We start from the raw sequence: 13,355 nt of genomic DNA, 5'->3' as shown, positions 1-13,355 counted from the left end.
GGCGTCGGCGTCCCGGGCCGTCGGGATCAGGCGAAGGTGAAGTTCTCGGCCGAGAGGCTCGAGGCCTGCACGTTCTGGAGCGTCAGCGTGTTGCCGGCCGAGGCGGTGATCACCACGTCCGCCCCCACCTGCTGCGTCGCCGCCTGCACGGCCGCGAAGGAGCCGAACAGGCCGGGGCCGAACGCGACCACGTCCCGCTCCGCCCCGCCCGTCACGAAGTCGCGCACCACGTCCCGCCCGTCGCCGCTCGCGTACTGGATCGTGTCCGAACCGGCCCCGCCGAACAGCACGTCGTCGCCCGCCCCGCCGCTCAGCGTGTCGGATCCCGCCTCGCCCACGAGCCAGTCGGCCCCGTCGCCGCCGCGCAGCCCGTCATTGCCCGCGCCGCCCACCAGCACGTCGTTCCCGGCCTCGCCGTCGAGCCAGTCATTGCCCTCGCCGCCGCGCAGCACGTCGTCGCCCTCGCCGCCGACCAGCGCGTCGTCCCCGGCCTGGCCCTCGAGCCAATCCGCGCCGGCGCCGCCGAACAGCGAGTCGTTCCCCTCGCCACCGATCAGCAGGTCGTCGCCACCCTCGCCGACCAGCCAGTCATTCCCGTCGCCGCCGAACAGCGAGTCGGTGCCCTCGCCGCCGACCAGCGCGTCGTCCCCGGCCTCGCCGGCGAGCCAGTCGGCCCCGTCGCCGCCGAACAGCGAGTCGCTCCCCTCCCCGGCCACGAGCGCGTCGTCCCCGGCCTCGCCGACCAGCCAGTCATTCCCGGCCCCGCCGAACAGCGAGTCGCTCCCGTCGCCGCCGACCAGCGCGTCGTCCCCGGCCTGACCGGCCATCCAGTCCGCGCCCTCGTTGCCGAACAGGGTGTCGGCCCCGTCGCCGCCGTCGAGCGTGTCGGCGCCGGCCCCGCCGTAGAGCTGGTCCTTCCCGGCCCCGCCCCAGAGACCGTCCGCGCCGTCATTGCCGCACAGGAGGTCGGCGCCGTCGCCGCCGTCGAGGGAATCGTCCCCGTCGCCGCCGATGAGCTGGTCGTCGCCCTGCTCGCCCGCCAGCACGTCGTTGCCCGCCAGCCCGCTCAGGGTGTCATTGCCGCCGCCGCCCATGATCGAGTCCGCCCCGGCGCCGCCCGTGAGCGCGTCGTCGCCGGCGCCGCCGACCAGGGTCTTGCCGACCGGAGCCTCGCCGGTGCCCAGGGCGACCGCGCGGACGTTGTCGTAGGTGACGCCGCCCCCGCCGTGCCAGTTGTAGAGCGCGAAGGTGCCCTTCTCGGTGTCGTGGATCGCCACCGGCTGCGTGAAGAGGGCGGTGCCGTCGAGCCAGACCTGCAGCTTGCCGTCGACGATGTCGGCGCGCAGGTGGTTCGGGCCGGCCGCGTCGTAGCGGATCGGTCCCTGCCACAGGGTCTGCTCGATGCCGTTCTTCAGGCTGAACAGCTGCGCCAGACCGGTCGTGTCGTCGAGTTCGATCTTGTAGTAGTTCTTGTCGTCCTGGTAGTGCAGGAGCAGGCCGACCCCGCCGCGCGCAGCGGTGAAATCGGTCTCGACGCTGTAATCCTTCCACTCCGAGGCGCCCGGGCCGTCGTAGACGGCGTAGGTGCCCTTGCGCAGGGCGTGCACCCCGTCGCCGAGCGGACTCCAGTTGAGCTTCCACTGCGCGCTCGGCGCCGTGTCGCCGCTGCCGCCGAGTTCGCGGCTGTAGCGGTCGGACGCCTGCCGGAGGACGCCGTCGGAGACCGACCACGCCGCCGCCTTGCCGATCTCGCCCTCGTCCACGAAGCGGAAGTTCCGCGCGCCGGCGGAGAAATCCTCGTCGAGGAGGAGATCCCGGGCCGCGACCACCTCGACCCGGACCGTGTCGCTCGTCCGCCCGGACGGGCCGTCGAGGTCGAGGCGCAGGAGATGCGCGCCGGTCCCTAGGGCGAGGCGGGCGTCGAGGTCGCTCGCCAGGACCTTGCCGTTCTCGCTCCACTGCGCGCGGGCGCCGTCCGCGACCCCGAAGCTGGTGCGGCCCGACAGGTCGACGGCGGCGACGGCGTCGCCGTCCCGGTCGATGACGCGCTGGGCCTTGCCGGCATCCGCGACGAGCACGCCCTTCTCGACGAAGACGTCGTCGAAGACCACCCCGCGCTGCCCCTCCGTGAAGAGGCCGACGGTGCCGCCGGCGAGCGGCGCGCTCGCATCCGCGACCGCGCCGCCGAACAGCGCCTCGCCGTCCAGGGTGGCGAGCAGCTTCCCGCCCTCGACGGCCAGTGCGACCCGGAAGGGCCGGTCGTAGGGGCTCGGACCGCTCTCGCGGGCGAGCACCGTCTCCGCCCCGGCGCTTCGCTTGACCAGGAGGCGCTGGTTCTTCGCGTTGTCGAAGGTCACCGCGTAGTAGGTGTTGGGGTCCTTGTAGTAGGCGACGAGGCCGAGCGCCTTGTCGTCCTCGGCCTTCAGGGTGGCCGAGACCGTGTAGCCCGACCAATCCTGGCTGCCCTCCCCGGTCCAGGTCATGATCCCGGAGGCGTCTTTGGAGGCCCGCAGCGCGCCCTCGGGAGGAGCGATGCCGGGGACGGATTGGCGGCGCGAGGCGACCGAGCCGGCAACCTGCCAGCGCTCGCTCGGCGCCGCCCAGCCCTCGGCTTTCCCGTCGTTGAAATCCTCCTGCAGCAGGGTCCGGGCGTCGACGACCGCGACGGTCGCCTGGTCCAGGCTGGTCGTGCCGTTCGCCCCGGTGGCGCGCAGGGTCAGGCGGTGCACGCCGGCGCCGAGCTCGACATTCGCCACCGCCCCGGCGGCGATCACCTCGCCATCCGCGTTCAGCCAGTCGCTGCGCGCGATCTGGTGCTGCGGATCGGTCGACCCGCTCCCGTCGAGGCGGACGCTCGCCCGCGTCGCCGGGCCGGCCGAGACGGTCTGGTCGGCCCCCGCATGGGCGACGAACTGCACCTTCGGCGCGCTCAGATCGGTATTCGCGAGGGTCTCCTGCTGCTCGCGGAACGCTCCCGTGAGCTGCGGGCCGCCCGCATTGCTGCCGATCGTCTGCGACATGCTGCCGTGACCGATCGTCGGCGCGAAGGTGCCGTCCGTGAAGTCGAACTGCACCGCGTTCACGCCGGCGAGCGGCGCGCGCAGCGGGCCCGCGGCGCTCGGGCCGCCGAGCGCCGCCACCTCGTCGCCGCTCAGCGCCTTCTCGATGAAGGCGAAGGAGGAGAGCGAGGCCGCGATCGTCTCGCTGCTGTCGTCGGCGAAGATCAGGAAGCCGGAGGCGCCGATGTCGTAGGGCGAGCCGACGGTCTGGGTGGCCTGCAGCACGCCGTCGACGTATTTGCCCATCGTGTAGCCGGCGCCCGCCCGCTCCACCGTGATCGCGAGGCGGGTCCACTTGTCGAGGGGCACGCGGCCCTCGTCATGGCCGCCCGTGCCGATCAGCGCGTACCCGTCGCGGAAGTTGAGCCAGAGGTCCCCGTCCGTGAGGTTGTCGAGATCGCCCTGGAACAGTGAGGACAGGTGGCCCTCGGCCGGCAGCTTGAGATCGTAGATCAGCGTGTAGGCGCCGAAGGTGCTGCCGCCGTCGGAGGGCGCGAAGCCCGGCGTGACCTTGAGGCCGTTGAGGGGATTGAAGCGCGGCACGGCGATGACGCCGCTCGGCCCGTCCCCGACAATGTCCCGGCCGAAGGTCACGGGCTGGATCGCGCCGCCGCCCGGGGCGGGTGCGCCGCCCTTGCCGTTGCGCGAGGGCTCGGGATCACCCCGCGAGCCGGTGAGATACTCGTCGAAGGCCGACAGGTAGGTCTCGGTGTCGACCCGGTTGTTGTCCGGATCGATGGTGATCAGGCGGAACGCGCCATTGCCGCCGTTGCCGCCCCGGGCCGGGTTGCCGTTCCCGGTGATCTCCGTCGAGACGCCGTCCTGATAGTTCACGAGCATCTGGTAGACGGGCTGCCCGGCGTCATTGTAGCTGACGATGGTCTCGGCGCCGTCGCCGAACACGTGGCCCGAGAACACGAAGCTGATGTTGGTGTGCTTGGACACCAGCTTCTGCCACATGTCCTCGCCGTTGTTGGGGTTCTCGGGACTCTTGCCGGTACCGTAATCCTTGCCGGTGCCCTCGCCGAAGAGCGGGCCGGACAGGTTGTCGGCGCGGGTTCCCATGTTCGTGTAGTGATGGGTCGTCAGGATCGCCCGGTAATCCGGGTGCGCGTCCAGCACCTCGCCGGCCCAGCGCAGGACGTCGTCGCGCGGGCCGAATTCGAGCGACAGCGCGATCCACTTGGTGCCGTCGGCGCCCTCGAACGTGTACCACGCGTTCTGGGTTTCGCCGGGCTCCTGATCGTAGACGCCGCCCAGCGTCGAGTTCTGACGCATGTAATCGATCGAGAAATACTGCGACTGCAGCGACTTGTAGTCCTTCGCGTTACCGGTCAGGTCGTGGTTGCCGGGCTGCGTCGAGTACGGGACGACGCCGTTGAGCCGCGCCATCGCCTCCTTGGCGACCGTCCACTGATCCGCCCTGTTGTCGTTGGTGATGTCGCCGGTCTGCGTCACGAAGCGGATGTTCAGCGCCTTGGCGTTGTCCGCCACCCACTGCGTCATCCCGTCGAAAGTCTTCCGGCGCTCGCCCGGATAGGCGTAGTCCTGGGTGTCCGGGACCGCCACGATCGTGTAGGCGCGCGGGCCGGCGACCCGGACGCGGAAATCATCCGTGTAGACCTTCCCCTCGGCATCGGCCGCCTGCACGTGCACGTCGGAGAAGCCGAGCGCCCCGACGTCGAGCAGGAGCTTGCGGCCGTCGAGGCGGCTGGCCAGCACCTTGCCGTCCGAACTCGTCGCCTTGAAGTCGCGGAGGCCGGAGGCGGTGAAGTACTGGTCGAGATCGACGGTCAGGGTGCCGGCATCCGGCGTGACCATCATGTCCTTGATCGCGCGGAGCTGGACGGGCTTCGGCGCGGTCGGGCCGGTCGGGGCCGGCGCGACGGCCGGGAGGCCCGCGGCGCCGGTGGTCTCGACCACGAGGTCGGCGTTCTCGGCCTCGATCACCCCCTTGCCGAGGGTCGCGGCCAGGGGCGACTGCGCGGCGAAGCGGAACTCGCTGCCGTTGGCGCCCGTGAAGGTCTGCTCGAGGGACGGCGGCACGATACCGGCCGCGCTCGGGCCGCCGAGCGCCTTGACCTGCGCGTCGCTCAGGGGCGCCTCGATGAAGGCCACGTTGCTGACATGGACCCGCGAGGACTCGCCGTCCTCGTCGGAGAAGATCAGCACGCCCGCCGCCTTGTCGAACGCGTAGCGGGCCGCGTCCGACACGGTCTGGACGCCGACCTGTTCGCCGTTGATGTACTTGCTGATCACCACCTCGTTGTTGCGGGTCTCGACCGTGAAGGCGATCCGGTTCCAGGCGTCGAGCTTGGCCGAACCCGCGTAGTCGCCGCCGATGCCGATGCCGTAATGATCACCCGAGACCTTGCCGAACAGGTCCGCGTCGTTGCCGTTGGCCGGATCGGTCTGAAGGAAGGGGATCCAGCCGCTGGTCGCGTCGGCGGCCGCCACGTAGACGTCGAAGGCGATGCTGTAGGAAGTGGCGGTCCCGCTGCCGCCCGGCTTCAGGTGCAGCTTCTGGCTCCGCGCGCCGGCCGGGACCGTCATGATCCAATCCGGCGGCGGGGCGGGCGGGATGCCGGCCTGGTCGGCGGTCACGACCGGCGCCGACAGGTTGCGGGACGTCAGGGTCACGTCCCCGAATTCCGGCGCCAGGGAATTCTCGGCGAAGCGGAACTCGCTGCCGTTCGCGGCCCGGACCGCGGTCCGCAGCGCGCCGGAGAAGACGCCCTCGCGGTTGGCCCCGCCGAGCCCGGCGATCTCGGCCGGGGTCAGCGCCTTCTCCGCATAGGCGAAATTCGACAGGTAGGCCGGCGAGGTCTCGCCGTCCTCGTCCGAGAAGATCAGGAATCCCTTGGCCTTGTCGATCGTGTAGCGGTCCGCCTCGTCCGACTTCTGGCTGCCGACCCACTCGCCGTTGACGTACTTGTTGAGGGTGACCTTCCCGTCCACGATCTCGACCGTGAAGGCGACGCGGTTCCAGGCGTCGAGCTTGGCCTCTCCCTTGTAATCGCTGGCAATGCCGACGCCGTAGCTGCCGTCGGCGATCTTGCCGAACAGGTCCGCGTCGCCGGCATTGTCGGGGTCGGTCTGGAGGAACGGGAGCCAGCCGCCGGCGGTCGCGGCCGGGACGTAGACGTCGTAGACGAGCGAGTAGGCCGTCGCCTTGCCGCTGCCGCCCGGCGTCACCAGGAGGCCCTGGTCCCGGTCGGCCTTCGGGATGCGGAGCATCCAGTCGGTGGTCTGGTCCGCGTCGTTCGCAGGATTGGTCGTCGCCATGGTCGCGCCTCGCCGCAAGGTCATCGGGGCTCAGGCCCCGCCTGACGCAGCGGCTAGCAAGCGAAGCCGAACCGGCCTGTGACAATCCCGCAAGAAATCGAACGTCGTTCCATCCCGGTTCTCGATGCGGGCCATCGCCCGGGATGATGGATGGCGCGGATCAGCTTGCGTCATCAGCGTGTTGCAGTTCACATCCTAGCACGGCGCGCGAGGATCCGGCTCCGTCCCGGGGGGCGGCCGCGGGTCGGGCGCCGCGGGAGCCCGGCCGGCGGCAGGGCCGCGGCTGCGCGGCAGCGCCCGGCGGCGTCGGCGCGGATCCGGCGTCACGCGACGGAACGGGCGGCAGCCATGTCGATCAGCAAGTTGCGAGCCTTCCACCTGGTCGCCATGGCGGGGGGCTTCACCCAGGCGGCGCGGCAGGCCTCCGTCAGCCAGTCCAGCCTGTCCGGGCAGGTCCGCGACCTCGAGGCCGCCTCGGGGGTCCACCTCTTCGACCGCAAGCCGCGGGGGGCCGAGCTCAGCGAGAAGGGGCGCGGGCTCTTCGCCATCACGACGCGCCTGTTCGAGGCGGAGGCCGAGGCGCAGCGCTTCCTGCGCCGGGCGCCGCCGGACGGCGAGGCCGGCCACCTGCGGGTGGCCGGGGACGGGCCGGTCCTGCCGCTCGGCATCCTGCGGACGCTGCAGCAGCAACGCCCGCGGCTGACCTTCTCGCTGGTGATCGACAATTCCGACCGCGTGATCGAGCAGGTGCAGAACTTCCGGGCCGATGTCGGCGTCACCGCGAGCCGGCCCGACACCGACCAGATCCACGCCACCTACCTGATGTCGATGCGGGTCGGCCTCTGCGTGGCGCGCGGCCACCGGCTCGCCGGGCGGCGCGTGGCGATGCGCGACCTCGCCGGCCTCGCCCTCGTCCTGCGCGAGCGCGGATCCCGCACCCGCGCGGTGCTCGAGGCCAACCTCGCCGAGCACGGCGTCGTCCCCGGGCCGATCCTGGAGATCTCGACCCGGGACGGGGTCCGCGAGGCGGTGGCGGGCGGGCTGGGCTGCGGGGTGGTCGCCGACCGGGAATTCGGGCACGATTCGCGCCTCGCCTACGTGCCGATCACCGACGCCCGCCTCGCCATCGACGAGTACGCGATCGCGCCGGCCGAGCGGCGCAACCAGCCCCTCGTCCGCGCCTTCCTCGACGGGGCGCAGCGCTGGAGCCGCGCCCTGCCCGAGATGGGCTGATCCGGGATCCGCTTTGATCAAGCGGATCCCGGATCACGCGCCTGCGCGGCGCCTGAGCGAGGACGACATCCGCATGGCGAAAGCCATCAACCGGATGTCGGATGAGGCGCCGCGCGGCTCAGGCGGCCGGGGCCTCGGCCAGGAACGTCTCGGCGTAGTGGCAGGCGACGCGCCGGCCGCCGACCGGACGCAGGGGCGGGCGCTCCGCCCGGCACAGGTCGGTGGCGTGCGGGCAGCGGGTGGAGAACACGCAGCCCCGCGGCGGGTCGAGGGGCGAGGGCAGCTCGCCCCGCAGCAGGACGCGCCGGCGCGCCGCGCCGGCGGCGCCGGGTGCCCCCGCGAGGCCCGGCGTCGCCCCGAGCAGGGCCTGCGTGTAGGGGTGGAGCGGCGCGGCGTAGATCCGCTCCTTCTCGCCCTGCTCCATGACGAGGCCGAGATACATCACCATCACGTCGTGGGCGATGTGGCGCACCACGCCGAGGTCGTGCGAGATGAACAGGTAGGCGAGGCCGAGCTCCCGCTGCAGGTCGGCGAGCAGGTTCAGCACCTGGGCCTGGATCGACACGTCGAGGGCGGAGACCGGCTCGTCCGCCACGACGAGCCTGGGGTTTAGCATCAGGGCGCGCGCGATGGCGATGCGCTGGCGCTGGCCGCCCGAGAACATGTGCGGGTAGCGCCCGTAATGCTCCGGGCGCAGGCCGACCTTGGTCAGCATGGCGCGGGCCCGGGCGGTGCGCTCCGCCCGCGGCAGGTCGGTGTTGATGGCGAGCGGCTCCTCCAGGATGGTGCCGACCTTGCGGCGCGGGTTGAGCGAGCCGTAGGGGTTCTGGAAGACGAGCTGGACGCTGCGGCGCAGGCGCGACCGCGCCTCCGGCGGCGGCGCGACGGCGTCGATCCCGTCGAGGGTGAGGGCGCCGGCGGTGGGCGGCTCGATCAGCGTCACCATCCGGGCGAGGGTGGACTTGCCGCAGCCCGATTCGCCCACCACCGCGAGCGTGCGCCCGGGCTCGACCGTGAAGGAGATGCCGCCCACCGCCTGGAGCCGGGCGGGCGCCCGGAACAGGCCGCGGCGGATCTCGTAGATCTGGGTGAGGTCCCTCGCCTCGACGACGGGGGCGCTCACGAGGCGGCCCCCGCGGTGGCGCCGACCGGCCCGTCCGCGGCGATGCGGTCCGCGCGCCCGGGATCGCCCAGGGGGTAGTGGCAGCGCACCCGCCCCGCACCGACGTCGCGCAGATCGGGGCGGACCCGCCGCGAATGCTCGGTCGCGAAGGCGCAGCGGGGGGAGAACAGGCAGCCGGCGGGCCGGTCGTGCAGCCCCGGCACCACGCCCGGGATCGTGGCGAGCCGCCCGCCCTCGCTGCGCTCGGGCAGCGCCGCCAGCAGGGCCGCCGTGTAGGGGTGCTGGGGGGCGGAGAACAGCGTCTCGGCCCGCTGCTCCTCCATCACCTGCCCGGCATACATCACCATCACGCGCTGCGCCGTCTCGGCGACGACGCCCATGTTGTGGGTGATGAGGACGAGCGCCATGCCGCGCTCCCTCTGCAGGGTGAGCAGCAGGTCGAGGATCTGGGCCTGGATGGTGACGTCGAGGGCGGTGGTCGGCTCGTCGGCGATCAGGAGCTTCGGGTTGCAGGCGATCGCCATGGCGATCATCACCCGCTGGTTCATGCCCCCCGAGAGCTGGTGGGGATAGGCGTCGAGCCGGCTGCCCGGGGCCGGGATGCCGACCTGTCCCAGCAGCTCCGCCGCCCGGTCGCGGGCGGCGCGCCGGCCCAGCCCCTCGTGCAGGCGCAGGGTCTCGGCGAGCTGGAACCCGATCGTGAAGCAGGGGTTCAGGCTCGTCGTCGGCTCCTGGAAGATCATCGCGACGTCCTTGCCGGTGAGCTTCCGGCGCTCGCGGGACGAGAGGCCGAGGAGGTCGCGGCCCTCGAAGCGCAGGGCGTCGGCGCGGACCCGGCCCGGATAGCCGACGAGGCCCATCAGCGCCAGCATGGTCACGCTCTTGCCGGAGCCCGACTCGCCGACGACGCCCAGCACCTCGCCCTGGTCGAGGCGCAGCGAGACGCCCTCGACGGCGCGCATCACGCCGCCCGCGCTGGGGAACTCGACGGTGAGGTTGTCGATCTCGAGCAGGGACACGGGCCTACCGTTTCAGCTTGGGGTCGAGGGCGTCGCGCAGCCCGTCCCCCAGGAGGTTGAAGGCCAGCACGGTGATCAGGATCATCAGCCCCGGGAAGGTGACGACCCACCACGCGCGCAGGACGAATTCGCGGGCATCGGCCAGCATCGTGCCCCATTCGGGCGACGGGGGCTGGGCGCCGAGGCCGAGGAAGCCGAGCGCCGCCGCGTCGAGGATCGCGGTCGAGATGCCGAGCGAGGCCTGCACGATGAGCGGCGCGGCGCAGTTCGGCAGGATCTCGCGGAGCATCACCCGCAGCGTGCCGGCCCCGCTGACCTTCGCGGCGGTGACGTAGTCGCGCGAGGCCTCCGCCAGCACCGCCGCGCGGGCGATGCGCACGTAGTGCGGCAGGACCACCACGGCGACCGCCAGCATCGCGTTCATCAGGCCGGGGCCCAGGATCGCCACGATGACGATGGCGAGCAGCAGGCTCGGCAGGGTCAGGATGATGTCCATCACCCGCATGATCGCGATGTCGACGATGCCGCGGAAATAGCCCGCCGCGAGGCCGAGCGCGGTGCCGACCAGGATCGAGAGCCCCACCACCGCGATGCCGATGGCCAGCGACAGCCGCGCCCCGTGGATGAGCCGCGAGAGAATGTCCCGCCCGATCGCGTCCGTGCCGAGCGGGTAGGCGAGCGAGCCCCCCTGCTGCCAGAAGGGGGGCTTGAGGAACATCGCGTTGTCGGTGAGCGTCGGCGAATGCGGCGCCACCACGTCGGCGAGCGCGGCGAGCAGCAGCACCGCCACGATCACCGCGAGCCCGATCACCGCCCCGGTATTGGCCCGGAACGCGGTCCAGAATTCCCGCAGGGGATGCGGCGGCGCGCCGCTCGGCGCCGCGGCGGCGGGGGTCTCCATCACCTCGACGCTCATCGGCGCTCCTCCAGGATCCGTCATCGGGTGTGCCGGATGCGGGGGTTGATCACCCCGTAGGCGAGGTCGACGAGGAGGTTCACGGTCATCACGACCGCCCCGATCAGCAGGATCCCGCCCTGCAGCACCGGGTAGTCGCGCCGCCCGATCGCCTCGATCAGCCACTTGCCGATCCCCGGCCAGGAGAAGATGGTCTCGGTGAGGATCGCGCCGGTGAACAGCACCCCGACCTGCAGGCCGATCACGGTGACGACCGGGATCAGCGCGTTGCGCAGCGCGTGCAGCCCCACCACCCGCAGGGAGGACAGCCCCTTGGCGCGGGCGGTGCGGATGTAGTCCTCGCCCAGCACCTCCAGCATGGCCGAGCGGGTCATGCGGGCGATGACGGCGAGCGGCACCGTGCCGAGCACCACCGTCGGCAGCACGAGGTGGGCGAGCGCCGATCCGAACGCGCCCCTGTCGTCCGAGAGCAGGCTGTCGACGAGCAGGAAGCCCGTCACCGGCTCGACGTAGTACTGCACGGCGATGCGGCCCGAGACCGGGGTGAGGTCGAACTGCACCGAGAACAGCAGGATGAGGAGCAGCCCCCACCAGAAGATCGGCATCGAGTAGCCGGCGAGCGACAGCCCCATCAGGCCGTGGTCGAAGATCGAGTTGCGCTTGACCGCCGCCAGGATGCCGGCCGGGACCCCGAGCAGGATCGCGAACGCGATGGCGCAGAGGGCGAGTTCGACGGTGGCCGGAAACAGGCTGGCGAATTCGGTGATCACGCTCTCCTGCGTGATCATCGACTTGCCGAGGTCGCCGTGGAGCAGGCGCCCGAGATAGATGCCGTACTGGACGAGGACCGGCCGGTCGAGGCCGAGTTCGTGGCGCAGGGCCTCGTGGCGGGCGGGGTCGATGCCCCGCTCGCCCGCCATGGTCTCGATCGGGTCGCCCGGCACGAGACGGATCAGGAAGAAGGCCACGAGCGTGATGCCGATGAAGGTCGGCACGATCAGGCCCAGGCGGGTGAGGAGGAAGCGCAGCATCGGCGCGGCGCGCGGCGGGCGGCGCCAGGGGCGCCGCCCGTCGGCTCAGCCCTTGATGTCCACGCCGTAGAAGACGTGGCGGCTGAAGGGCGAGAGCTTGAAGTCGATCACCTCCTTGCGCACCGGCTTCAGCTGCACCGCGTGCGCGATGGTGAACCAGGGCGCCTCCTCCTTGAACCGGACCTGCGCCTGCTCGTAGAGCTTGGTGCGCTCGGCCTGGTCGGTCAGGGTCTTGGCCCTGACCACGATGTCGTCGAAGGTCTTGTCGCACCACTTCGACGTGTTGCCGCCGTTGTTCTTGGCGGCGTCGCAGCCGAGCAGCGTGTGCAGGAAGTTGTCCGGGTCGCCGTTGTCGCCGGTCCAGCCGAGCATGCCGGTCTGGTGCTCGCCCGCCTGCATGCGTTTGCGGTACTCGCCCCACTCGTAGGACTTGATCTCCGCCTTCACGCCGACCTTGGCAAGGTCGGCCTGCATGAGTTCGGCGATGCGTCGGGCGTTCGGGTTGTAGGGCCGCTGCACCGGCATCGCCCAGATGTCGGTCTCGAGACCGTTCGGGAAGCCCGCCTCGGCGAGCAGCTTCCGCGCCGCCTCCGGATCGTAGGGGTCGTCCTTGACGTCCTTGTTGTAGGACCACATCGAGGGCGGGATCGGGTTCACGGCCGCGATCCCGGTCGAGAGGTAGACCGCGTCGATGATGGCCTTCTTGTTGATGGCCATGTTGAAGGCCTTGCGCACGCGCACGTCGTCGAACGGCTTGCGGGTGACGTTGTAGGACAGGTAGCCGATGTTCAGCCCCGGCTGCTCCAGCACCTGCACGGCCGGGTCCTTGCGGATGGCGTCGAGGTCGGCCGGGTTCGGGTAGGGCATCACGTGGCACTCGCCCTTCTGCAGCTTGGCCCAGCGGACCGAGGCGTCGGGCGTGATGGCGAACACGAGGTCGTCGATCTTGGCCTTGCCGCCCCAGTACTCGGGGAAGGCCTTGTAGCGGATGATCGCGTCCTTCTGGTACTGGACGAGGTAGAACGGCCCGGTGCCGATCGGCGACTGATCGATCTTCTCAGGCGTGCCGGCCTTCAGCATGGCGTCGGCGTATTCCTTCGACTGGATCGCCGCGTACGACATGGCGAGGTCGGACAGGAACGGCGCCTCGGGCCGGGTGAGGGTGATGCGCACCGTGTGATCGTCGACCTTCTCGACCGATTTCAGCAGCTTCGCCAGTCCCATATCGTTGAAATAGGAGTGGTTCGAGCTGGTCACCTTGTAGAAGGGATGATCCTCCTTCCATTGCCGCTCGATCGAGAACATGATGTCGTCCGCGTTGAAGTCGCGGCTCGGCTTGAAGGCGCGGTTGGTGTTGTGCCACTTGACGCCCTTGCGCAGGTGGAAGGTGTAGACGGTGCCGTCCGGCGAGACGTCCCAGCTCTCGGCGAGTCCGGGCACGACCTTGGTCCCGCCGCGCTCGAATTCGACGACGTTGTTGTAGATCTGGGCGTTGGCGTCGAAGGTGGTGCCCGTGGTGTTGACCGCGGGGTAGAAGTTCTCCGGCGAGCCTTCCGAGCAGTAGACCAGGGTCTTGGCCTGGAGCGGGCTGGCGGCGAGCAGGGCCGCACCGGCGAGGGCGGCGAGCAGGGGCTTGGCGGTCACGGACGTGGTCTCTTTCCTGGATCGAGAACGAGGGTAGCGCGCCCG

Annotated in this window: 7 protein-coding genes; 1 reads left to right on the top strand and 6 read right to left on the bottom strand. The window is 71.1% G+C overall.

Going from position 1 to position 13,355, the window contains the following annotated elements:
• Positions 1-26: 26 nt before the first annotated feature.
• Positions 27-6,344, bottom strand: coding sequence for a LamG-like jellyroll fold domain-containing protein (locus QA634_RS08575; RefSeq protein WP_012331600.1), 6,318 nt, complete (start codon positions 6,342-6,344; stop codon positions 27-29).
• A gap of 348 nt (positions 6,345-6,692) precedes the next feature.
• On the opposite strand from QA634_RS08575, the gene QA634_RS08570 reads away from it, so the two are divergent.
• Complete coding sequence (locus QA634_RS08570; RefSeq protein ID WP_012331599.1) at positions 6,693-7,577, top strand: LysR family transcriptional regulator; 885 nt, start codon at positions 6,693-6,695, stop codon at positions 7,575-7,577.
• A gap of 118 nt (positions 7,578-7,695) precedes the next feature.
• On the opposite strand, the gene QA634_RS08565 is transcribed toward QA634_RS08570, so the two are convergent.
• Genes QA634_RS08565 through QA634_RS08545 form a run of 5 tightly spaced genes read right to left on the bottom strand, consistent with a single transcriptional unit; the run spans position 7,696 to position 13,310 of the window.
• On the bottom strand, positions 7,696-8,700 hold the full coding sequence (locus tag QA634_RS08565) for a peptide ABC transporter ATP-binding protein (protein ID WP_012331598.1): 1,005 nt from the start codon (positions 8,698-8,700) through the stop codon (positions 7,696-7,698).
• The gene (locus QA634_RS08560) at positions 8,697-9,719 is read right to left on the bottom strand and encodes an ABC transporter ATP-binding protein (RefSeq protein ID WP_012331597.1); all 1,023 of its coding nucleotides are present in this window, start codon (positions 9,717-9,719) and stop codon (positions 8,697-8,699) included. The genes QA634_RS08565 and QA634_RS08560 overlap by 4 nt, the downstream gene beginning before the upstream one ends.
• A gap of 4 nt (positions 9,720-9,723) precedes the next feature.
• The gene (locus tag QA634_RS08555; protein ID WP_012331596.1) at positions 9,724-10,635 is read right to left on the bottom strand and encodes an ABC transporter permease subunit; all 912 of its coding nucleotides are present in this window, start codon (positions 10,633-10,635) and stop codon (positions 9,724-9,726) included.
• 20 nt (positions 10,636-10,655) lie between these two features.
• Positions 10,656-11,666 (bottom strand): ABC transporter permease subunit, encoded by a 1,011-nt coding sequence (locus tag QA634_RS08550; protein ID WP_012331595.1) that lies wholly within the window; start codon positions 11,664-11,666, stop codon positions 10,656-10,658.
• A gap of 45 nt (positions 11,667-11,711) precedes the next feature.
• Positions 11,712-13,310 (bottom strand): ABC transporter substrate-binding protein, encoded by a 1,599-nt coding sequence (locus QA634_RS08545; RefSeq protein ID WP_012331594.1) that lies wholly within the window; start codon positions 13,308-13,310, stop codon positions 11,712-11,714.
• Between the last annotated feature and the right edge of the window lie 45 nt (positions 13,311-13,355).

Origin of the sequence: Methylobacterium sp. CB376, from assembly GCF_029714205.1 — a bacterium.
Classification (GTDB): Bacteria; Pseudomonadota; Alphaproteobacteria; order Rhizobiales; family Beijerinckiaceae; genus Methylobacterium.
The sequence above is the reverse complement of the archived record's forward strand: the minus strand, read 5'-3'. Positions and strand labels throughout refer to the sequence as shown.